The organism is Slackia heliotrinireducens DSM 20476, from assembly GCF_000023885.1.
GTDB lineage: Bacteria > Actinomycetota > Coriobacteriia > Coriobacteriales > Eggerthellaceae > Slackia > Slackia heliotrinireducens.
Map to the genome: position 1 here is coordinate 1,480,199 of NC_013165.1, position 22,308 is coordinate 1,502,506.

22 protein-coding genes are annotated in these 22,308 nt (G+C 60.3%); 18 read left to right on the forward strand and 4 right to left on the reverse strand.

Annotation, left to right across the window (positions count from 1 at the left end):
* Positions 1–232: 232 nt before the first annotated feature.
* The 5 genes from SHEL_RS06330 to SHEL_RS06345 all read left to right on the forward strand — a co-directional run bounded on the left by SHEL_RS06330 (position 233) and on the right by SHEL_RS06345 (position 5,088).
* Positions 233–1,474 (forward strand): hydrogenase small subunit, encoded by a 1,242-nt coding sequence (locus tag SHEL_RS06330; protein ID WP_012798420.1) that lies wholly within the window; start codon positions 233–235, stop codon positions 1,472–1,474.
* A complete protein-coding gene (locus SHEL_RS06335) occupies positions 1,474–3,111 on the forward strand; it encodes a nickel-dependent hydrogenase large subunit (protein WP_012798421.1) in 1,638 nt (545 codons plus the stop codon). Before SHEL_RS06330 ends, SHEL_RS06335 begins: the two co-directional genes overlap by 1 nt.
* Positions 3,112–3,187: 76 nt before the next feature.
* Entirely contained in the window at positions 3,188–3,505 is a 318-nt protein-coding gene (locus SHEL_RS15605; RefSeq protein WP_254303255.1) for a cytochrome b/b6 domain-containing protein, read from the forward strand.
* Positions 3,442–3,798 carry a cytochrome b/b6 domain-containing protein gene (locus tag SHEL_RS15610; protein WP_254303253.1) on the forward strand — a complete coding sequence of 119 codons (357 nt, stop codon included), beginning with the start codon at positions 3,442–3,444 and terminating at the stop codon, positions 3,796–3,798. The genes SHEL_RS15605 and SHEL_RS15610 overlap by 64 nt, the downstream gene beginning before the upstream one ends.
* A gap of 291 nt (positions 3,799–4,089) precedes the next feature.
* On the forward strand, positions 4,090–5,088 hold the full coding sequence (locus tag SHEL_RS06345; RefSeq protein WP_012797493.1) for an IS1595 family transposase: 999 nt from the start codon (positions 4,090–4,092) through the stop codon (positions 5,086–5,088).
* A 148-nt stretch (positions 5,089–5,236) separates the two neighbouring features.
* On the opposite strand, the gene SHEL_RS06350 is transcribed toward SHEL_RS06345, so the two are convergent.
* Positions 5,237–6,304, reverse strand: coding sequence for a branched-chain amino acid aminotransferase (locus tag SHEL_RS06350; RefSeq protein WP_331852459.1), 1,068 nt, complete (start codon positions 6,302–6,304; stop codon positions 5,237–5,239).
* Positions 6,305–6,425: 121 nt separating this feature from the next.
* Here SHEL_RS06350 and SHEL_RS06355 point away from each other — a divergent pair, with 121 nt between their 5' ends.
* The 11 genes from SHEL_RS06355 to rsfS all read left to right on the forward strand — a co-directional run bounded on the left by SHEL_RS06355 (position 6,426) and on the right by rsfS (position 17,518).
* Positions 6,426–7,406 carry a PhoH family protein gene (locus SHEL_RS06355; RefSeq protein ID WP_012798425.1) on the forward strand — a complete coding sequence of 327 codons (981 nt, stop codon included), beginning with the start codon at positions 6,426–6,428 and terminating at the stop codon, positions 7,404–7,406.
* Between the two features lie 3 nt (positions 7,407–7,409).
* On the forward strand, positions 7,410–8,315 hold the full coding sequence (gene era / locus SHEL_RS06360; protein WP_012798426.1) for a GTPase Era: 906 nt from the start codon (positions 7,410–7,412) through the stop codon (positions 8,313–8,315).
* Between the two features lie 70 nt (positions 8,316–8,385).
* Entirely contained in the window at positions 8,386–9,285 is a 900-nt protein-coding gene (locus tag SHEL_RS06365) for a zinc ribbon domain-containing protein (protein WP_012798427.1), read from the forward strand.
* A gap of 158 nt (positions 9,286–9,443) precedes the next feature.
* Complete coding sequence (polA, locus tag SHEL_RS06370) at positions 9,444–12,080, forward strand: DNA polymerase I (protein ID WP_012798428.1); 2,637 nt, start codon at positions 9,444–9,446, stop codon at positions 12,078–12,080.
* A 412-nt stretch (positions 12,081–12,492) separates the two neighbouring features.
* The gene (gene rplU / locus SHEL_RS06375) at positions 12,493–12,813 is read left to right on the forward strand and encodes a 50S ribosomal protein L21 (protein WP_012798429.1); all 321 of its coding nucleotides are present in this window, start codon (positions 12,493–12,495) and stop codon (positions 12,811–12,813) included.
* A 22-nt stretch (positions 12,814–12,835) separates the two neighbouring features.
* Positions 12,836–13,123, forward strand: coding sequence for a 50S ribosomal protein L27 (gene rpmA, locus SHEL_RS06380; RefSeq protein ID WP_012798430.1), 288 nt, complete (start codon positions 12,836–12,838; stop codon positions 13,121–13,123).
* Positions 13,124–13,229: 106 nt separating this feature from the next.
* Positions 13,230–14,621 (forward strand): GTPase ObgE, encoded by a 1,392-nt coding sequence (gene obgE / locus SHEL_RS06385; RefSeq protein WP_012798431.1) that lies wholly within the window; start codon positions 13,230–13,232, stop codon positions 14,619–14,621.
* Positions 14,621–15,700, forward strand: coding sequence for a glutamate 5-kinase (gene proB / locus SHEL_RS06390; RefSeq protein ID WP_012798432.1), 1,080 nt, complete (start codon positions 14,621–14,623; stop codon positions 15,698–15,700). Before obgE ends, proB begins: the two co-directional genes overlap by 1 nt.
* A gap of 12 nt (positions 15,701–15,712) precedes the next feature.
* Positions 15,713–16,378 carry a nicotinate-nucleotide adenylyltransferase gene (gene nadD / locus SHEL_RS06395; protein ID WP_012798433.1) on the forward strand — a complete coding sequence of 222 codons (666 nt, stop codon included), beginning with the start codon at positions 15,713–15,715 and terminating at the stop codon, positions 16,376–16,378.
* A gap of 9 nt (positions 16,379–16,387) precedes the next feature.
* Positions 16,388–17,035 (forward strand): bis(5'-nucleosyl)-tetraphosphatase (symmetrical) YqeK, encoded by a 648-nt coding sequence (gene yqeK / locus SHEL_RS06400; protein WP_012798434.1) that lies wholly within the window; start codon positions 16,388–16,390, stop codon positions 17,033–17,035.
* A gap of 96 nt (positions 17,036–17,131) precedes the next feature.
* A complete protein-coding gene (gene rsfS, locus SHEL_RS06405) occupies positions 17,132–17,518 on the forward strand; it encodes a ribosome silencing factor (RefSeq protein ID WP_012798435.1) in 387 nt (128 codons plus the stop codon).
* Positions 17,519–17,593: 75 nt separating this feature from the next.
* On the opposite strand, the gene SHEL_RS14320 is transcribed toward rsfS, so the two are convergent.
* Positions 17,594–18,670: a DUF4190 domain-containing protein gene (locus SHEL_RS14320; RefSeq protein ID WP_012798436.1), complete on the reverse strand. Its 1,077-nt coding sequence runs from the start codon at positions 18,668–18,670 to the stop codon at positions 17,594–17,596.
* Positions 18,671–18,936: 266 nt separating this feature from the next.
* Here SHEL_RS14320 and SHEL_RS14855 point away from each other — a divergent pair, with 266 nt between their 5' ends.
* A complete protein-coding gene (locus tag SHEL_RS14855; RefSeq protein WP_169304509.1) occupies positions 18,937–19,128 on the forward strand; it encodes a helix-turn-helix domain-containing protein in 192 nt (63 codons plus the stop codon).
* A 90-nt stretch (positions 19,129–19,218) separates the two neighbouring features.
* Here SHEL_RS14855 and SHEL_RS06415 read toward each other — a convergent pair whose 3' ends face one another.
* The gene (locus tag SHEL_RS06415; protein WP_012798437.1) at positions 19,219–20,172 is read right to left on the reverse strand and encodes an AEC family transporter; all 954 of its coding nucleotides are present in this window, start codon (positions 20,170–20,172) and stop codon (positions 19,219–19,221) included.
* Positions 20,173–20,334: 162 nt separating this feature from the next.
* On the opposite strand from SHEL_RS06415, the gene SHEL_RS06420 reads away from it, so the two are divergent.
* Positions 20,335–21,270 carry a LysR family transcriptional regulator gene (locus tag SHEL_RS06420; protein WP_012798438.1) on the forward strand — a complete coding sequence of 312 codons (936 nt, stop codon included), beginning with the start codon at positions 20,335–20,337 and terminating at the stop codon, positions 21,268–21,270.
* Here SHEL_RS06420 and SHEL_RS06425 read toward each other — a convergent pair.
* Entirely contained in the window at positions 21,267–22,148 is an 882-nt protein-coding gene (locus SHEL_RS06425; RefSeq protein ID WP_012798439.1) for a patatin-like phospholipase family protein, read from the reverse strand. The genes SHEL_RS06420 and SHEL_RS06425 overlap by 4 nt on opposite strands.
* Positions 22,149–22,308 lie beyond the last annotated feature (160 nt).

The following is a 22,308-nucleotide window of genomic DNA, read 5'->3' on the forward strand; positions in this document are numbered from 1 at the left end:
GTTTTTTGCCAACCGCGTTAATTTTTTACACTATGGGTATTATGTCCAATTGATTTTAGCCGTCTAATGGGTGGGCGGTTGAATGTGCGGAAGCAATTCCGCAAAGGGGGATTCGTGAATGGTCCGAAAGCGCTTTTGTGGGGAGTGCCGAAGGGGTGTCCAACGTATCTCGAAAAATAGTGATATTGGTGAGTCGGAAGGCTCACCGCCAGTGTGTCTAGGAGGTGTACACATGGACAATCAGGCAACCGCTTCTCGTGCTGAGAACATCCTGTCGGCTCGCGGCGTTTCTCGTCGTAGCTTCATGAAGATGTGCGGCACAGTCGCGGTCATGGCCGGACTTGGTCAAGCTGCTGCTCCGCGCGTTGCAGAGGCTCTTGAACAGTCGGTCATCGGCGCCACCGAGGGCAACCTTTTCCCGGTCATCTGGATTGAAGGTGCGTCCTGCACAGGCTGCACGGAGTCGTTCGCACAATCCGCCGACCCCGATCCTGCATCCGTCGTGCTCGAGCTCATCTCTTGCAACTACTGCGAGACCTTGAGCGCTGCGGCAGGTCACAGCATGGAACTTGCCAAAGAGCAGACCATTCAGGCCGGTAATTACATCCTCGTGTACGAGGGTGCCATTACCCGCGCATTCGACGGCTGGTCGCTGCGCGTCGCCGAAGAAACCGGCATTGAGATCCTGAAGCATGCGGCCGAGAACGCCGCAGCCGTCGTGGCTGCCGGCTCTTGCGCCGTCAACGGTGGCTGGCTTGCCGCCGACCCCAATCCTGCCGACGCCTGCGGCGTGCAGGAAATCTTGACCGAGGCGGGCATCGCGACTCCCGTCATCAACATTCCGGGCTGCCCTGTGAACCCGGAAAACCTTGTGGCAACCCTCGTTTCCGTCATCCTGCTGGGCCAGGTTCCCGAGCTTGATGGCGAAGGCAAGCCCAAGGCCATGTTCAACCAGACCATCCACGACAACTGCGAGCGTCGCGGCCACTTCGAGAACGGCGAATTCGTCTACGAGTTCGGTTCCGAGGAAGAGGCTTTGGGCTACTGTCTGTATCCGCTCGGCTGCCGTGGTCCCCAGACCTATGCCAACTGCTCCGTCGTTCGTTGGAACGCCGGCGTCAGCTGGTGCGTCGCATCCGGTGCTCCCTGCATCGGCTGCTGCGAGGCCAACCCGAACAATCCGTCCCAGAACTGGGTCCAGGTCAACACGCCGTTCTACAAGCGTCATCGCACGCTGCGCATCGGCAACTTCATCTTCCAGCCGACCACCGTCGCTGCGGGCCTCACGGCCATCGTCGCCGGCGCTCTGGTCATCCACGGCTTCGGCATGAAGGCCGCCGGCCGCGCTCCTCACGGCGCCGACTTCGAGGACATCCGCGTTTGGGACGCCAAGCATCTGGATCAGTCTGTCGGCCAGTATGATGAAGCTGTCATCGCGGCCGCCAAGGAAGCTCAGAAGGGAGGCAAGAACTAATGACTCGTTCCGTTATCGACCCGATCACTCGAATCGAAGGTCACCTTCGCGCCGAGATGGAAGTCACCAATGGCGTTGTCACCGACGCTTGGGTGTCTGGCGGATCCTTCCGCGGCATGGAGCTCGTTGTTCGCAATCGCCGTCCTGAAGATGCTGCCCAGATCGTCCAGCGCATTTGCGGTGTTTGCCCCGTTTCTCACGCGCACGCGTCTACCATCGCTGCCGAGAGGGCTTACGGCATCACCATTCCGAACAATGCCCGCATCATCCGTAACATGCTGGAGGGCGCTCAGTTCCTGCACAGCCACATCCTGTGGTTCTACAACCTGGCCGGTCTCGACTACGTCAACCCGATCAACGCCCTGAAGGCCAAGATCGGCGACACGTATGACCTGGCCGAGCAGCTGGGTACCGAAGGTGCCGATTTCGCCGGTCTGCAGGACCGCCTGAAGGCGTTCGCAGACAACGGCCAGCTGTCCATCTTCTCCGGCAACTGGTTCGACACCGGCGAGTACAACCTGACTCCCGAAGCCGACCTTATCCTGACCGCCCATTACCTGGAGGCCCTCGAGATGCAGGCTGCTGCATCCCGCATCTCCGGCATCCTCGGCGGCAAGATGCCCCACGTCATGACGCTGGTTCCCGGCGGCACCATGTTCGTGCCCACGGCTGAGAACCTGGATGACCTCAAGGGCCTCATCGATAAGATCTACAACTGGGTGTATGCAACCCTGCTGCCCGACACGCTTGCTGTCGCGCAGTTCTATCCCGAGGCCGCCACGTTCGGCCAGGGCGTCGGCCGCTACGGCGCCTGGGGCGTGTTCGAGGCTCCTTCCTTCGAGTACAACGAGCGCTACCTGCCCGCTGGCATCCTCGAGGCCGACGGCACCCTCAACGACATCGACGAGTCCAAGATCACCGAATACGTCGGTCACTCCTGGTACGAGGGCGACAAGGACCTGCCGCCGTTCGAGCAGGGCGTTCACCCCGCGTACACGGAATACAACGTCGAAGACCGTTACACCTGGAACAAGTGCCCGCGTTACGACGGCAAGCCGCTGGAAGCCGGCGGTCTGTCCCGTCTGCTGGTCGCCTACAAGCGCGGCGTCCCGTTCGTCGTCGAGTACGTCGACCAGGTCATCACGGCGTTGGGTGGCAAGAAGGGCGATTACTCCATCCTGCAGAACACCCTGGGCCGTACCGCTGCCCGTCAGATCGAGACCATGTACATCGCTCAGCTCATGAAGGATTGGCTGAACGAGCTGGTCGAGGGCCTCAAGGGCGGCGACTCCACGTTCTTCGTGGATCACGACGCCAAGCAGGGCGAAGGCACGGGCTTCTGGGAAGCTCCGCGCGGCGCTCTGTATCACTCCGAGAAAGTCAAGAAGGGCCTGGTCGACGATTACCAGATCATCATTCCGACGACCTGGAACATCGCTCCTCTGGATCCCGACGGAAACCACGGCCCGATGGAGCAGGCGCTCATCGGCGTGCCTGTGGCCGACGTCGAGAAGCCTATCAACGCTCTTCGTACGGTTCACAGCTTCGACCCCTGCACCGCTTGCGCAGTTCACGTGGTCGAGCCTGCGACCGGCAAGTCCTTCCAGACCGTTACCAGCCCTTGGGGGGTGAAGTAAGATGGCGCATCTCGCACACTATAAGGAAGCGCATCCGCTGCCGTTCCGTATCACCCACTGGATCAACCTGGTCGCGATGATCGTGCTGATCTTCTCTGGTTGCATCATCCACTTCCCGTTCATTCCGGGCATCATGGGTGTGTGCCGTGGTCTGCACATCTTCTTCGGCTTCGTGCTGTTCATCAACTGCCTGGTCCGCGTCATCCTGGCGTTCGTGGTCGAGTCCGCGCCTACCGCCGGCACCCGTAAGACCGTCAGGACTACAAGACCTGGCTGCCGCAGGCCGACAATAAGCACCAGGGTCCCGAGTGGATCAAGTACTACCTGTTCATGCGTAAGACCCATCCGCTGTCGGCAAAGCTCGGCGTGCCTCAGAAGATTTCCTACCTGCTGATCCCCATCCTGATCATCGCCATGTTCATCACGGGTATCTGCATCTGGACTCCGACGGCCTCCTTTGGCTTCTGCCAGGCCCTGCTCAACGGCATCGGCGGCCCCATGAACATGCGTATCCTGCATTACTTCTTGATGTTCGGCTTCCTGATCTTCATGTGCATCCACATCTATCTGGCCAACATCGAGGGTCTCGCTCCTTCGAAGCTCATGTTCTTCGGTAAGGAGCATGGCGGTCTGACCTACGACCCCGACCGCCACGTCATCGACGGCGAGGACGCCCTGGAAGCATAGGCTTTCACGTCCCGCATCTTGATGCATCGGAAGGCACCCCTCGGGGTGCCTTCCTTGTTTCGTGCCCCTGAGGGACAACGGGGGACAACGGGGACGTAGCCCTTTGTCCCGTTTTCATTTTCCTACAGTCAACCAACGTAGGCATGCTAGGCACTCCCGAGCAGTCGGCCGCCGTGCTGTGCAAAAGGCTATAATGGCGGAGCCAAACAATGATCAGCCCAGGTGCCCATCCGGTCCATTGTTTGGCGACGATCCCGATCGGATGGGCGCCTGGGCGGATGGGATACCGCCATGTCCACCCGTACGAACCCGTTCGCGAAGCGGGTCAACGCCCTCGATGAGGGCGATTTCGCGCTCTTGCAAGAGGCCGTCGAGACGAGAAGGTGCCGCGAGTCCGTCGGCGTCGGAGATTACGACGAGGCTGCCGACGAGTGGAGGCCCCGGCCCCCGTGCCCGAGATGCGGTTCCGGCGAGACCGTCGGCCGAGGCCGCACGGGTGCCGGCCGCAGGTTCTGGGAATGCCGCGACTGCGGTCGCAAGTACACGTCGTTGGCCGGCACGATATTCGAATCCTCGAAGAAGCCCCTGTCCGCATGGGTCCTCTTCATCCGCCTCATGTGCTACAACGTGCAGCTCGACGCTGCGGCGGAGCTCTGCGGGATGTCGCACCAGACGGCCTGGGAGTGGCGCCACCGGGTCATGAGCACGATAGACGGCTACCAGGACCGCATCGTCCTGCGGGACAAGGTCTGGATAGACGAGATGTACGTCACGGACTCCGACCTGAAGGGAGGCCCGGGCTGGAGGCCGAAGAGGGGCCTGAGCAAGGACAAGGTCTGCATAGCGGTCGCGATCGACGTCCACAAGAACGTGGTCGCCGTGCGCTGCGGCCACGGCAAGCCCTCGGCCAGGCGCATCAAGGACGCGCTGCAGGCCAGCATCGCCGAGGGCTCCGAGATCTTCCACGACATGGAGAAGTCCCACAAGTCGCTGGTGAAGGCCGTGAAGGGCGTCGACCGGCCCTACAAGGCCGACACGAAGGACCCGGAGTACCTCGAGAAGATGGCGATGGTGAACAACCTGTGCTCCTGGATCAGGCGCTACCTGCACGGCTACGTCGGCATGGACGTCAAGAACCTGCAGTCATATCTGAACTGGTACGCGTACCTGTTCAGGGTCAAGCGGGCCGAGGAGAAATGGCCCAAAGTGGAAAGGGTGCTCCGCCATTTGTTCATGGCCGACGCCACTTTCCGCAGCTCGCGCAAGCGCGGTCACGCCTACGTTGGTTGACTGTAGGGTTTCATTTAAGCGGCGGCTGGGGCAAGGGGTATACCCCGTGCTCCAAAATGAGTCAATCGGAAACGTCCCTACTGACACAGATCAGAACGAAAAAGAAAAAAGCCGCCCCGAAGGGCGGCCGATGCGATTCGAAATCGAGCTAGCAGATCTTGCAGACCCAGCCTTCGGGGCCTTCGATGTCGCCAGACTGAATCTGGGTGAGCGTGCCACGGAGCTTGGCCATGACGGGACCGGAGGATTCGGCGCCGTCGACGAAGGTGACGTCCACACCCTCGGCCTTGATGTGGCCGACGGGGGAGATGACCGCAGCGGTGCCGCACAGGCCGCACTCGACGAAATCGCCGTTGGTGATCTCCTCGAACTTGACCGGGCGTTCGACGACGTTCATTCCCAGGATGTCCCTGGCTACCACGACCAGCGAGCGACGGGTGATGGAGGGCAGGATGGAATCGGTGTGGGACTGCGGAACGACCAGGGTGCCGTCCTTGGCCACCAGCAGCACGTTGGCGCCGCCGGTCTCCTCGACATAGGTGCGGGTCTGGGAGTCCAGATACAGGTTCTCGGCATAGCCGTTCTTGTGGGCCTGCTCATAGGGGTACAGGCTCATGGCGTAGTTCAGGCCAGCCTTGATGTTGCCGGTGCCATGGGGAGCGGCGCGGTCGTAATCGGCCACGGTGATGGTGATGGCGGTGTCGCCGCCCTTGAAGTAGGGGCCCACGGGGGTGACCAGGATGCGGAACTGGTACTCGTCAGCAGGCTTCACGCCGATGACCTCGCCGGTGGCGAACATCAGCGGACGCACGTACAGGGCTGCGCCGGAGCCGAAGGGCGGGACCCATGCGGCGTTGGCTTCGACGACCATCTTGACGGCCTCGACGAACTTGTCCTCAGGGAACGGAGGCATGACCAGGCGGCGTGCGGAATCGGCCATGCGGGCAGCGTTCAGGTCGGGGCGGAAGCACACGATGTCGCCGTTGGCGGTGGTGTAGGCCTTCAGGCCCTCGAAGCACTCCTGGCAGTAATGCAGAATGCCTGCGCATTCGCTCAGCTGCACGGTGTGGTCGGTGGTCAGGCCGCCTTCCTCCCATGCGCCGTTCTTGTAGTTGCACACGTAGCTGTAATCGGTCTTCATGTAGCCGAAGCCGAGGTTGCCCCAGTCAAGGTCTTTCTTCTCCACGGTTGTCTCCGTTCTCGATGCGTACAGAATTGCATGTGCATTACTTTAGACCTTTGCTCCAGCAGAGTGGAGCATAAATTGGCCGAATGCGAAAATCTTGGATGAATCTCCCCACGTTTCGACGGGGCGTGACGTTGTATATAATGGACGCATGACAAACGACACGCAAATCACACTCACCGTCCCGGACCATGTAGACATGGCGTCTATCGTGGGTCCGCAGGATTCGGTGCTTCACACCATCCAAAAGGCCTACTCGGCCCGCATCACGGTGCGCGGCAACACGGTCACCATCAAAGGCGACACGTTGGAGGTCCAAAGCCTTGCAACGCTGTTCGGCGACCTCATCAAAGTTTCGGGGTCGGGCGACGTGCCTACCGTGGACTACGTCCAGCATGCCATTGACCTGCTGCGTATGGGTGAGTTCAGCCCTACTGCGCTTAGGGAAGACATCCTGCTGACGTACCGCGGACGGGCCATACGTCCCAAGACGGCGGGCCAGAAACGCTACGTGGACGCAATACGCGACAACACCGTCACCTTCGCCATCGGACCTGCCGGCACGGGCAAGACCTACCTGGCCATGGCCATGGCGGTTGCGGCCCTCAAGCGTAAGGAAGTGAACCGCGTCATCCTAACGCGACCTATCGTTGAGGCCGGCGAGAACCTGGGCTTTCTGCCAGGCACCCTGACGGAGAAGGTGGACCCCTACATCCGTCCGCTTTACGACGCGCTGTTCGACATGACCGATGCGGGGGCGGCGGCCGATTTGCTGGAGACCGGCGTCATCGAGATCGCGCCTCTTGCCTTCATGCGCGGACGCACCTTCAACGACAGTTTCATCATCCTGGACGAGGCCCAAAACACCTCGCCAGAGCAGATGAAGATGTTTTTGACCCGGCTGGGGTTCAATTCGAAGATGGTCGTCACCGGCGACGTTACCCAGGTTGACATGCCCGGGGGACGATCGGGCCTGAGGCATGCCCGCGCGGTGCTCGAGCATGTCGACGACATCGCTTTCTGCGACCTTTCCGGCAAGGACGTGGTGCGCCATTCGCTGGTCGCACGCATCGTCGACGCCTATGAGCACGCCGAAACGACGCGCTCCAAGAAGCATACAGAAGGGGAGTAACCCATGGCACATACGTTTAAGAGCGGCTTCGTCACGTTGGTGGGACGCCCGAACGCAGGCAAGTCAACGCTGATCAACGCTGTGGTGGGCCATAAGGTGGCCATCACGTCGAACACGGCCCAGACCACCCGGCACCGTTTCAGCGCGATTGTGACGCGCGATGACATGCAGATCATCATGGTTGACACGCCGGGCTTGCACAAACCTCACGATGCGCTGGGCCAGGAGCTCAACACCTCTGCCATCAAGGCCATGGAGGACGTGGATGTCGTGGCCATGCTGATCGACTGCTCCAAACCCATCGGCCGCGGCGACGAATGGGTTGCTGCCCAGGTGAACGAGGTGCATGCGCCCCATAAGATTCTCATTCTGACCAAGGCCGACCTGGTCGAGCCCAAGGTGATCGAAGAGCAGATGAAGGCCGCCAAGAGGCTGGCTCGCTGGGATGAGATCGTTGTTCTGTCGGCCAAGACCGGCAAGAACGTATCCGGCTTCGAAGAAGCCGTGGCCACCTGGCTTCCCGAAGGCCCCAAGTGGTTCCCGGACGACATGGACACCGACCAGCCGCTGGAAGTCATCGTGGCCGAGTTCATCCGTGAGAAGATCCTGCGCAGCTTCCGCGACGAAGTGCCCCACAGCATCGGCGTGGTCACCGAGGACATGCAATACGAGCGTAAGAAGGACTTGTATAAGATCTACGCGACCATCTACGTGGAGCGTGACAGCCAGAAGGGCATCATCATCGGCAAGGGCGGCCAGGCCATCAAACAGATCGGCATCGAGGCCCGCAAGGACCTGGAGCAGCTTCTGGGCTGCGGCGTGTACCTGGACCTCAACGTGAAGATCAAGAAGAACTGGCGACGCGACCTGAACCAGATCCGCCGATTCGGATACGGCGAAGGAATCTAGCGAATCATACTGTCGCGAAGCGGCAAGTACCACTATTATTGTGAGGGCACATTTGCGGAAAGGAGGACGCGTGGCCAAATACTACTGCTCATGGTGCGGTGCCGAGCTGGAGCCGGGCGCGCATTACTGTAACGAATGCGGCGCACGGGCGCCTGAGATCATCACCGTGGACGGATCCCGGGATGCCATCGACCGCATGCGCGGCATCGACATCGTCGGCGGCGAATCCATTCCCGCGTCCGACACCCAGCGTATGGACAAAGGCGCCATCTCGGACCGTGTGGTCGTGTCCGGCGGTCGGGCCACGCGTTATTCCAGCGAATCCGGCATTCCCAAGAGCAAGAAACACATCGTCATCGGCGTGGCTGCCGCGGCATGTCTGGTCGCCGCCCTCGTTGGCTTCTACTTCATCTGGGCCGACAAGAACGTCGACCTGCCTGCCTCCGGCAACAGCCTGGACGGTACGGAAACCACCCAGGTCGAAGCCATCACGCCCACCGAGAACATTGCCGACGCCCCTGCCGCCCCGTCTGACAGTGAAGTGTACACCCAGCTCGTGAGCTATTACGAGAATCTGGGCATCTACAAGAACCGACTGTTCACGTGCCTGGACGAGTTCAACAACGGATTCGTGGACCCCTCGCAGGCCGTTCGAGAAGGCTATTACGCGAACGCGTTGTCGCTGTTGGAGGACTTGCAGAACGACCTGGACAACCTGAACGCCATGGAGCTTGCGGACGATTCGGTGTATGTGGAGGACCTGGAGAACCAGAAGCTTCTCTACGAGTACATGATCGGCCGCATACAGCCCTTGGTCGATGCGTGGGCCCTCAGCGTGAGCTACGACGACCCCACAACCCACAGCGAAGAGATCCTTGCCGAGCTGAGCAAAGATTACGTCAACGGCGAAAACCCCAACATCGCGCTGTACGACAACCTGTACTGGCAGGCAAAACCGAAGCAGAAGTAGCGTCTTCCTATTCCGGACACAGCGAGCCCTGCCTAGCGGGGCTCGTTTCGTTGCGGACCCGGTGACGGTTTGCGTGTCGGCTGCGTGAAGGCGTCGAACGGCTGCTATACTTTATGAACAACTATCGCAAAGGCCGAACGGCCGATGGGAGGAAATCCATGCCCAAGAAAATAGCCGTCATCGACGGAAACTCGCTCATGTACCGCGCCTACCACGCGGTTCCGCCGACCATGAACGCGCCTGACGGCACGCCTACCAACGCGGTGTTCGGATTCATCGCCATGTTCCTGAAGCTCTACGAGATGGCCAAGCCCGACGCGGTCATCTGCGCGTTCGACGCCGGCAAGCCCGAGTTCCGCATGAAGGCCCTTGAAACATACAAGGCGCAGCGTCCGCCGATGGATGACGAGCTGCGCGTGCAGTTCCCGGTCATCGAAAGCCTGCTTGAGGCCATGAGCGTGCCGGTGGTCCGCCTGAAGGGTTGGGAAGGCGACGACATCCTTGGCACCATCGCCGCCCGCGACGAGGAGCTGGGGTATGAAACGCTGTTGATCACCGGCGACAAAGACGCGTATCAGCTGGTGACCGACCTGACGCGCGTCGTCACCACCAAGAAGGGCATTACCGACGTGGCCATCTACGGCCCCGCCGAGGTGGAGGAGCGCTACGGCGTGACTCCCGAGCAGTTCCCCGATTTTCTGGGGCTGAAGGGCGACTCCGCCGACAACATCCCCGGCGTGCCGGGCATCGGCGACAAGACCGCGGCCAAGCTGCTGCAGAACTACGGCACCATGGACGGCATCTACGAGAATCTGGACAAGCTCAAGGGCAAGCAGCTCGAGAACCTGACCAACAACCGCGACGTGGCGTTCATCAGCCGCGAGGTGGCTACCATCGTGCGTGACGTGGACCTGGAGGTCGACCTGGAAGCGGCGGCGTTTCCGGCATTCGACGCGCAGGCCGTAACCGATGCGTTCCACGCGGTGCGGTTCAATTCCCACCTGCAGAAGATGCTGGGGCTGGCGGGGCAGGAGGCGCCGGTAACCGCTGCCGCCGCAATCGAGTTGCCGAAAGCGGACGTGCTTACGGGAGCCGAAGCCGCCGAAGGGCTGGCTGCGGCCATCGACGCCGGCCAGATGATCGCGCTCGAATTCGTCGTGCCCGACCAGGCCAGCCTGTTCGACGACTTCAAAACGATGTTCGCCGGCACGGCCGAAGCCGTGTTCAAGTTTACCGACGAGGAAGTGGCGCCTGCCTTCGGCAGGGTGGTCCGCGAAGCGCGGTTCTGCGCGTTGGACGTGAAGAAGACCCTGCAGGAAGGCTATCCGGCCGACACCGCGAAGGATGCCGAACTGACCGCGGACGACGTTCGCCATGCGGACTACTTCGACATCGGCCTTGCCGCCTACCTTCTGAATTCCAACACCGACGTCTTTGCCTACGATGCGCTGGCTGACACATACCTTGCATCGTCCTTGCCCGAGACCAAGGACGACGACGCGGCGGCGGCCGTCCACGTTCTGGTTGCGCCCCGCTTGGTGAATGCGCTGCGCGAAGCTCTCGACAAAGACGGCTCTGCGGACGTGTATTACAAGATCGACCTGCCGTTGGTTTCCACGTTGACGCTTATGGAACGTGTGGGCGCGCAGCTTGACGTGGACGCCCTGGCCGCTATGGGGTCTGCCACCCGCGGTGAGATAGACTCGCTGCGCGCGCATATCCACGAGCTGGCAGGGGAGGAATTCAACGTGGATTCCCCCAAGCAGCTGGGCGTCATCCTGTTCGACAAGCTGGGACTCCCCCACGGCAAGAAGACGCGCACGGGGTATTCCACCAATGCCGCCACGCTCAAGAAGCTGCAGTCCATCCACCCCATAGCCGACGAGGTGCTGCGCTACCGCGAGCTGGCCAAGATGTCTTCTACCTATATTGATGCGTTGCCGCGCATGCGCGCCGACGACGGGCGCGTGCACACGCATTTCAACCAGACGGTGACCACCACCGGCCGGTTGAGCTCCAGCGACCCGAACCTGCAGAACATTCCCGTCCGCACCGATTTCGGGCGCCGCATCCGCGAGTGCTTCGTGCCGCTGCACGAAGGAGACGTGTTCGTGTCGGCGGACTATTCCCAAATCGAGCTCAGGCTGCTGGCGCACCTGTCCGGCGACGAGCATCTGGTGGACGCGTTCTGCTCCGGCGCCGATTTCCATGCTGCCACGGCGGCTCGCGTGTTCGACGTTCCGGTGGACGAGGTCACGCCGCAGCTGCGCAGCCGCGCAAAGGCCGTTAACTTCGGCATCGTCTACGGACAGCAGGCGTTTGGTCTGGCCCAGAGCCTGGACATCGGGTTCAAAGAGGCCCAGGACATGATCGACCGCTACTTCGAGGCGTATCCCGGCGTCCGCTCCTATCTGGACAAGACCGTGGAAGACGCCAAGCAGACGGGGTACGCCGTCACCATGTTCGGACGAAAGCGCCACATCCCCGAGCTGAAGATGCGCAACGCCGTGCAGCGAGGGTTCGGTGAACGCACGGCCATGAACCACCCCATGCAAGGCTCGGCGGCCGACATCATCAAGCTGGCCATGAACGAGGTCCAACGCCGCCTGATCGAGGACGGCTTCGAATCGCAGCTCATGCTGCAGGTGCACGACGAACTGGACCTGAGCGTGCCTGCCGATGAGCTGGAACGCCTGAGCGACATGGTGCGAGAGGTCATGTCGACCATCGTCGAGCTCAAAGTGCCGCTGCTGGTGGATGTGTCGTCCGGTCCCAACTGGGCAGCCGCGCACTAGAGATACGGATGTACCGAGGACCCGCTTCGTGCGGGTCCATTTTGCTGACGCCAGACGCAAAACGCCCGTAAAGGAAGCTCTTGGCAGGTGCCACCGAAGGAAAGCGTGGCGCCCGAACACCGTACAGTATTTTGGCCCGTTCAACTACCGATTGTATGCAAGTTGCGAAGGTGCACTTCATCAGGTGCATTCGACATGCATTGGTGGTATGATACGTCGGCGCTTTAACCATAAGTTTCCCCATGGGTAAGGCACGGCATAAAAAAGGATGGGCTCTGAGGTCCCAACAGTGTGTGCAAATTGCGAACACTGCAAGGTTTTCGGGGTCTTGTCTGGTGATATGTATTGACGCAAACCCACGGCGCCGATAAAATATCGCCTTGCGTTTTTAGACATTCAAGGAGATTTAGACATGTACGCTATCGTAAAAACCGGTGGAAAACAGTACAAGGTTGCTCCCGGCGACATCCTTTCCGTCGAGAAGCTGGACGTTGCCACGGGCGAACAGGTCGAGCTTGAGGCCATCTGCGTCGTCAACGACGGCAAGGTCGAGCTCGAAGATGCCGCAGCAACCAAGGTTGTCGCGACTGTTCTTGAGCAGTTCAAGGGCGAGAAGCAGCTCGTCTTCAAGTTCAAGAAGCGCAAGAATTATAAGAAGCTGCAGGGTCATCGTCAGAAGTTGTCCCGCATCAAGATCGACAGCATCGGCGGCGTTGCTGCCGACGCTCAGTAACTCGAAGGGCAGGTAGTTTACAATGGCACATAAAAAGGGTCTTGGCTCTTCGCGCAACGGCCGCGATTCTCACGCACAGCGACTCGGCGTCAAGCGTTACGGTGGCGAGTACGTCATCCCCGGCAACATCATCGTTCGCCAGCGCGGCACCCACTTCCATCCCGGCGAGAACGTCGGTCGTGGCAAGGACGACACCCTGTTCGCTCTGACCGAAGGTGTTGTTGAGTTCACCACCAGCACCCGCCGCACCAAGAAGACGCGTCACATCGTTAACGTCCGTCCGGTGGAAGCGGTCGAAGCCGAAAACTAACCTCATACATTTGGGGATCGGAGGGGAGAGCTCGCATATGCGGGCTCTTTGCTTATAATGGCGTCAATTCGCTTGATAGCGGCGGCGCATCCCGGAACGGAGAACTATGTTTACTGACAAGGTGCACATCTATTTGAAAGGCGGCGATGGCGGCGCGGGCTGCATGAGCTTCCGTCGAGAAGCCCACGTGCCCAAGGGCGGTCCCGACGGCGGCGACGGCGGTCATGGCGGCAACGTCATCCTGAAGGCCGACGGTTCGGTGTCGTCCCTTATCGAATACCGCTACAAGCACCATTTCAAGGCCGAGCGCGGCACCCATGGCAAGGGCAGCCGCATGCACGGCGCCCGCGGAGAGGACCTGGTGCTCAAGGTTCCCATCGGCACGGTTGTGCGTGAATACAACGAAGAGACCAAAGAAACCGGCGAGCTGATCGCAGACCTGACCCATGAGGGCGAACAGGTCGTCGTAGCCGAAGGCGGCATGGGCGGCCGCGGCAACATTCACTTCGTCACCTCCACCCGCCGTGCGCCTACCTTCGCCGAGCTGGGCGAACCCGCAAAGGAGATGTGGGTGGAGCTGGAGATGAAGCTCATGGCCGACGCTGCCTTGGTGGGCATGCCGTCGGTTGGCAAGAGCTCCATCATCGCGCGTATCAGCGCTGCACGTCCCAAGATCGCCGACTATCCCTTCACCACGCTGGTGCCCAATCTGGGCGTCGTGCGCGGCGACGAGTACGACTTCGTCGTTGCTGACGTACCGGGCCTGATCGAAGGCGCCCACGAGGGCAAGGGCTTGGGGCATGAATTCTTGCGCCACATCGAGCGTACGGCCATCATCGTGCACGTGATAGACATGACCGGCAGCTATGAGGGCCGCGACCCGGTGGAGGATTACCACATCATCAACCGCGAGCTGGAACTGTACGCCAAGGAGCTGGCGGATAGGCCCCGCATCGTCGTGGCCAACAAGTGCGACATGCCCGGCATCGAGGGCAAACTCCGCGAACTGGAAGCCGCCGTTCGAGAGGACGCCATCAAGGCTGCCGGCGGCAACGAGTATGCCGACAGCGTGGCCGAGGCAAAGGTGTACCGCGTAAGCGCGCTTACGGGCATGGGCATCGACTCCATGGTGGACGCCCTTGGCAGCAAGGTGCACGAGTTGCGTGAAGCCGCAAAGGAGGCCGCCGCATCCGACGTGCAATACGACCAGGTGTGGGAGCACGCACGTTCTGCCCGCGACAAACGCATCAATGTGCGCAAGCTTTCCGAGGGCGTCTTCCGCGTGGAAGGCGTGCAGATCGAGCGCATGGTTGTGCAGACCGACTGGGAAAACGAAGAGGCTATGGCGTTTCTGCAACACCGATTCGACCGTCTTGGCTTGGAGAAGCTCCTGCTCAAGGCAGGGGCTGTGGACGGCGACGAGATCCGCATCGTAGGCCGCGCCTTCAATTTCGAGACATCCGAACATGAGGATATGTTTGAGGAGCTGGATATCTAATGGAGGAAGCGAAGCAGAAGGTCGCCGTCATCAAGATCGGTTCGTCCACGCTGACGACCGCAGACGGTCAAGCCGACCAGATGTTCCTGGCGGACCTTGCGCATCAGGTCTGGCGTATGCGCAACAAGGGATGGGGCGTGGTCATCGTAAGCTCCGGCGCCATTCCGTGCGGGCTTCGCACCATGGGCCTGCCCATCAAGCGACCGAAAGACATGCCGACGGTCCAGGCTGCGGCAAGCGTCGGCACCCGCGTACTGCTGGCCGCGTATGACCAAGCGTTTTCGCCCTACAGCATCCTCACATCGCTGGTCCTGCTCACGCGCCGCGACACGGCAGACCGCAACGCCTACCTGCACGCCCGCGATACCTTCCTGAGGCTTATCGAGCTGGGCGTGGTGCCCATCGTCAACGAGAACGACACGGTGTCCGTCGAACAGATCAAGTTCGGCGACAACGATACGCTGGCGGCACTGGTCGCCTGCCTGATCGGCGCCGACCGTGTGGTCATCATGTCCGACATCGACGGCCTGTACACGGCTAATCCTCAGACCAACCCCGATGCCGAAATCATCCGCGTAGTGGACCGCATCACCCCCGAAATCATGCAGGGTGCCTCTGGCGCCGGCAGCAGCGTGGGATCGGGCGGTATGGTGACCAAGCTCACTTCGGCACGCGTGCTGGGTGCAGCGGGCATCTCGCTGGTCATCTGCCACGGCCGCGCCGAGGAGGTCATCGTACGCAGCCTTGAGGACGAGCCTCGGATCGGCACCCTGTTTTCGGCCCACGAGCCCCGTCACGAAATCACGCCGCGCAAGCTGTGGATTGCCCTGGGCAACTCCACCAAGGCCCGCATAACGGTGGACAGGGGCGCCGCTGCAGCCCTGCTTGGGCACGGCAAATCGCTGCTGGCGGCCGGGATCAAGCACGTGGACAACGACTTCGACGAGGGCGACGTGCTGGATGTGATCGACATGGACGGCTTCGTTATCGCCCGCGGTCTGGCCAAGTGCTCGTCCGAGGGTCTGAACAAGGATTCGGGCGTGGTCATCCACCGCGACGAGCTGATGGTGTTCGAGTAACGGGAGGCCCCTGTGGCTGCGATTTGCGAACGTTTCGACACGCTGGGGTTGGAAGATCCCTCACGCACCTACCGTCTGGGCATCATGGGCGGCACCTTCGACCCCATCCATATGGGGCACCTGTCCTGCGCCGAGGAGGTGGCCGATGCCTTCCATCTGGACGGTGTGGTCTTCATGCCGGCCGGCGACCCGTGGATGAAACACAACCGCCGCGTGTCAGGAGCCGAGGACCGTTTCGCTATGACCCGTTTGGCCGTGGCCGACAATCCGAAGTTCTGCGTGAGCCGCATCGAGATCGACCGGGCGGGGGAGACCTACACGGTGGACACGCTGCGCATCATGCGCAGCCATTATCCCGACAACGTGGAGCTGTACTTCATTTCCGGAGCGGACGCCATCGCCAACATCGCGTCGTGGCGCGGCGCCGCCGAACTGGGCGCTCTGGCCCATTTCGTGGGAGTGACGCGGCCCGGCTACAGCATGGACCGAGCCCGCGAGGAGTACCTCCGCTCGCAGGAGGACCTGTTCGACCTTCATCAACTTGAAATCACGGCCCTGGCCATATCCTCGACGGATCTGCGCACCAAGGTGCGCAACGGTCAGTCCATCCGCTACCTCACGCCGCAGCCGGTGGTGGAATACATACAAGAGCACGGATTGTATCCGTTGGAAGATTAGGAGCATCCGATGGTCGACGTGAACCGATTCGACGAAATGCGCGAGCGTCTGAAGGCCCGCGTGAAACCGACCCGTTACACGCATTCTCTGGGCGTTTCTCAGACTGCAGAGCAGCTTGCCCGCATCTACGGCGTGGACGAGTCGGAAGCAGCCGTTGCGGGGCTTCTGCACGACTGGGACAAGGCCTTGTCCAAAAAGGAAGTCCGCGAGAAGGCGAAGCGCCTGTGCCCCGAGGTTCCCAAAGAGGTGCGGAAAAACGCCGTGGGCGTGCTGCATTCCTTTACGGCGGGAGCCAGCCTGCGCGACGAGTTCCCGGAGCTCTCCGATGCGGTGCTGCAGGCAATCTACCGCCACACCTGCGGAGATCCCGATATGACCGATCTGGATATGGTCATCTACGTGGCCGACATGATCGAGCCGGGCCGTGACTTCGAAGGCGTCGAGGACCTGCGTGCAGCCGTGGGCGAAGTGGACCTGGACGAGCTGTATTACCTGACGTACCAGCAGTCCCTCCTGTACCTGGTACGCTCTGGCAAGACGGTGTTTCCAGGGTCGCTTGGCACGTGGAATGCGTTGGTGCTGAGGCGCGAAGCGTCGCTGGCCGAACGCGTCCAAGACGCGACCGCTTCTGCTGAGGTTGCGGAAAACACCTTGTAAGATGTAAATTCCCGTTCGCATTGGGTAAGATATCCCCTTGCGAAACGAACCTTGCCATGCGTCTGTGCGCATGTGATACAGAGAAAGGAGCCCGCTTTGGCTCAGGACAAAGGACTCACGTCCCTCGAAAAGGTCATGATCGCGGCCAACGCCGCCGACGACAAGAAGGCTACCGACATCGTCATTCAGGACGTCCGCGACCTCATCGGGGTTACGGACTACTTCGTTATCATCACGGCGCAGAACAACCGCCAGATCAGCGCGGTCATCAACGCCATCGAAGACGACGAGATCAAGCTGGCAGGCGTCAAGCCCCTTCATGTGGAGGGCGCCCGCGAGGGCTTCTGGTCGCTTATGGACTTCGGCGATTTCGTTGTGCACGTCTTCCAACCGGAAGGCCGCGACTATTACCGTCTGGACGAGGTGTGGAACGACGCACCCACGGTTCCCTTCGAGCCAAAACCCAATCCCAACGCCCAGTAGCGCATCGGAAAAACATACCGAAACATGAAAACGCCCGCTCGAAAGCGGGCGTTTGTCGTTTATGGGGTGTTCGGTCTAGTAGTAGATGTCGTAGGCCATGGACGCTTCGTCTTTAAGGGCATCAGGATCGGCGAACTCCCAGGTGTCGCCGTTCTTCTGGTAAGACACATAGGCGGTGTAGCCGTCGGTGGTCACCGTCTTGTCGACCTTTTTGAACTCCTCGAACCCCTTCGTGAATGCCTCTCCATAGGTCTGGGCAGATGCATCGTAGCCTACTTCGTTCATGAACGCAGAGGTGAAGGTATCAAGAAGGTACAGGTTGTAGCAGTGTATTCTCGGATATGCCGTTGCTGTTCCGTCTGTGTATCCGTAGAAGCAGCTGGAATCCAACTCCACGGTGGTGCCGCTGATCAGAAACTCGTACACCTCGTCCACATCAACGCCCATTTCCGTCAGGGTGTAGCCGTGCTGGTCCTGGTACCTACTGTTCAGGGCTTCCTTGAAATGCGCCTCGAAGTCCTCGTCGGGGTGAGTGAAGTACTCGCAGGTCGGGTCATACATGGCCGCGAAGGCCTCGTCGGCCGCATCGTCTGAGAAATCGACGCTGTCCGACCAGGCAACCTCTTCCACCTCGCTGTAATCGTCGAGGGACGACCCGATGATCGCAGCCGTCACGCCTAAGAGCATGAGCGCCGAAATGATCAGGCTCACGATGCCGCAGACCTTGCCTGCGGTGGCCTTGCCGTCGCGGCCGTAGTTGTTCACGTGGCGCCTGGCCAGTGCGATTGCTGCGATGCCCAGCATCACGCTGGGTATGACGGTGCTGCTCGTCACAAGGGCCAGCACGCCGCACACCAAGGCCGCAGAGGCGGACGGGGCCACGAAGTCATCCGCATTCAGAAGAGCCCCGCCGTCATGCTGGTCGAAGTCCTCCGTGGGCTGGTAATACACCTGAGACGAGTAAGGCTCCTGGGCCTTGGCCGGCTTGTAGGTTTCATACGGGCTTGCAGGTGCGGGAGGAGCGGGCTCCGGCGGGCGGACGGGCTCGGTGGCTGCAATGGGAGTTTGGTCCGCATCCGTGAAAACCGTATGCTTCTTACGACCGTCCTCGGCGGACGAAAAGTTTCGAGAATCGTATTCCTCGTTGCTCATGGAATGCCCTCTCTTCGTGGCTCTTGTGCGATTTCAGTATATCGCAGCGGTTCGAAGCTTTTGAGCATGTGTGTTCGGAATCTATTGGATTCGGTATAGTATGGAGATTGACATATGCCAAACACGCATATATATTACGCATCCGAGAATGTTACAAACATTATATAAATAAGCTTCGTATAACAACTTGAGGTGCGGGAATGGCTAATACTGGTGGGGATTATCTCCAAGCATCTGAAGACCTGAGGAAGGTATTTTCAGAACGAATGAAAACCGCTCGTGGAGAGCGGTCTCTCTATAGCGTTGCGAAGGCAACGGGAATTTCTTATTCGGCACTGTGGCTGTACGAGAAAGGGGAGACCCTTCCGTCCACAATGTCCATACTGGCTGTGGCCGACGAGCTTGACGTAAGCGTCGACTGGCTGCTGGGCCGTTGTGAGAAGCGCAAGCGCCGTTAAGCGTGGAATCATCCTGCAAACAGAATAGGCGAATCAACCGAAACATCGCAGCAGTGCGGTCGGTCGGATACCGGTGTGCGCCGGAACACTTTAGATGAGCAGCAGCGAAACCGCCGGAATGGTGCCCATGGAGGCGACGGTGGTGATGAACGTGCCTTGCGTCATGGTTTTGAGGTCTCCACCGTAATCGATGCACATCATGGTGCCGCTGGAGGCGGCGGGCATCGCCACGCACATGGTGATGACGCCCAGCAGCAGCTGGTTGCTAATGAAGTGGCCGAGGCCGAAATACACCGCCACAGGAACCAGAATCAGGCGTACGGCCGAACCGATGTAGGGGCTCACGTTGGTCAGCATCTGCTTGACAGGAAGCTTCGCCAAAGACGAACCGATGACGAGCATAGCGCCCGGAGTGGTCATTTGGCCGATGAGCGATGTGGTGCTGCCGAAGAACCCGCTGTCGGTCACGTGCAGAAGCACCAGGGCCAATGCCACGTAGCAGCTGATCATGCAGGGGCAGATCAGAGCTTTCGCCATTTGCTTGAGCTGTGCTTTCAGCATGCTGTCGGAGCCGTCGCCGCCGTCGCGGGCGCACAGCATCATGACGCCTGCAGACCAGGTGAAGATGGTGGAGGGGATGTTCAGCACCGCGCCGTAGAGCACCCCTTGCGCGCCGAAGATGGCGTGCAGCACGGGAAACCCGATGAAGCCGACGTTGCCGAAGGTCATGAGGTACTCCAGCGTGCCGCGCCTGCGGGCGTCGGTGCGGATGAGGTGCCCCACGATAAGCGCAATGCCGATGATCATGAGGTATGCCACCGTGGACCAGCCCAGGATCTGCAGCAACGTATTTGTGGAGGGCAGGCTGTCGCTGGTAAGCACCGAGGCCACGATAAGGGCCGGCATGCAGATGTTGATGACCACTGCGGAGAGCTTCTTATCGAAACCGTCGTCCATCATCCCACGTTTGCGGGCGAAAAACCCCAGGCCGATGACTACAAACAGAATGGCCATCTGGTTGGCGGCGCTTACGAAAATGCTCACAGCTCATACTCCTTCGGTGCGTGTTCGGTACATTGGCAAGGTACGTCTGCGGCTGCGGAGGTTCAACGGACTTCACAAAACCCCGTGCAGCAACCTCTGAACGTTTGTCATAGGTTGTGCTAGGATGTATGAACGCTTTGCATACATCCTGATTGAGGCTCTATGAACTTGCAACATCTTGTGTATTTCCGCAAACTTGCCGAATACGAGCATTACTCGCAGGCAGCCGACGAGCTGTTCGTGCGCCAATCGACCATATCCCATGCCGTGAAGAGCTTGGAAGACGAGCTGGGCTGCAAACTGCTGGAGCACGAAGGCCGCAACGTGCGCCTGACCGAGGAAGGACGCATATTCCAGCAGGCGGTAGAGGAAGCCTTGGGTGCGCTGGAGCGTGCGAAGGCCGAGCTCAAGGGCCGGCAGGGGCATCTTTCGGGATTGGTGAAGGTGGGCTGCATCGACACGGCTCGGTCGTCGTTTCTGCCCGACGCCATGCTGCGTTTCCAGAAGCTGCACGGGCCGTATGTGGAATTCCAGGTCATGCAGGGATCCACCCGCGATCTGCTGGCTGGGCTTAAAGATCGTCGGTTCGACATCGCCATCTGCTCGAATGTCGATGATTCCTCCCTTGAAAGCGAGCATCTGTACTACGAGAAGCTGGTGGCCATCATGTCCAAGCGGCATGTGCTTGCTGGCCACGACTGCGTTACGCTATCGGACCTGATGGGGCGCCCGCTAGTCACTTACCGTGCGGGCACGCACCCTGGAAGCGCGGTGGATGCATGGCTTGAATCCGAGGCGCAGGCAGAAGGCATCACGGTTGGGGAGGCCTTAGAGCGCATGGACATGATTCGCAACTACGAGGACGAGGTCATGCTTGGCGCGCTGGTTCAGAAAGACGCCCTGGTGGGGCTTTCGCTTCTCACATCCAGCCTAGCTCCGTTTCCGGACATTGCGAAGGTGCCGCTGCGCGGGAACGTCGCCGAACGCGGCTTCGATGTGGCGGCCCACGCCCGCAAAGACGACCGCCTTGAGCCTGCAGCGCGGGCGTTCTTCGAGTTTCTGCGGGACGTGCCGGCCCCTCGGTCCGATTCTGATTAGATGCCCAAGAACTCCTTGAGCGCAGGCAGGTCGCGGTAGGCCTGCTTGTAGCCTTCCTGATAGTTCGCTTCCAGCTTCGCCATGTCCGAATCGCCGGATTCGCAGGCCTGGTTTTCCGCGTAGAACACGAACGCGGACCCTTCCGCTTCCAGCTGTTCAATCTGGTCGCAGAAAGCGTTGTAGCGCTCCTTACGGGTGTTCAGGGCCTCGCAAACCTTGGGGTATTTGTGCAGTGCGGCGTTGATCAGCTTGCCCGAGAACCCGGGGTCGGTTTTACGGTAGCTCTTCGGGCGGCTGCGCACGATGACGAACCGTTTGAAGCCGTCGTCGATGGCGCGCGGCAGAATGAATCCTGCACCGATGCCAAGGCCGCCGTCGTAATACCAGTTGCCGTCGATTTGGGGAGAAGGCATGGCCACAGGCAACGTGGATGATGCCCGCACGCGCACCATGATGTCGTTCAGGCTGCGCATGTCGTCTTTGGTCCAATACACGGTTTCTCCGGTATCGCGGTTGAACGACTGGATGGTGGCATGTGCCGGATTGTCGAGAAACGCCTGCAGGTTGAAGGGGAGTGGGCCGTCCGATTTGCCCATGCATTGGTAGATGTTGTAGGCGTCGAAGTAGCCCTTGCCGGTAAGGAAGCTTCCGAACCCGCAGAAACCGGGAAACGAAGCGATGTCGACAAACGATGCCTTCACGCGGTTCTTATCACGGGTAAGGTAGTTCACGGTGTTGCTGGCGCCGGCGGACAGACCGTACACGTCGTTGATGTAGATTTCGTTTTCGAGCAGCATGTTCACGAAGCCGGCCGAGTAGCTGCAACGCATGCCGCCGCCTTCGAAAACAAGCGCAGTGTCGAAGATGTTGCTTTCCATAGGGCTCCTTGTATGGTTTGACTTTTTTATTGTAGCGGTTGATAGTCCAGTTCGGGCGCGCGAACTGGGTGTCAACGAAACGTTGCCTTCGGACGACGGGGGGAGCGGAGGATGGTTTGCGTGTATTCGTGAAGAAAAAGAAAAGCCCGATCCGCTTGAA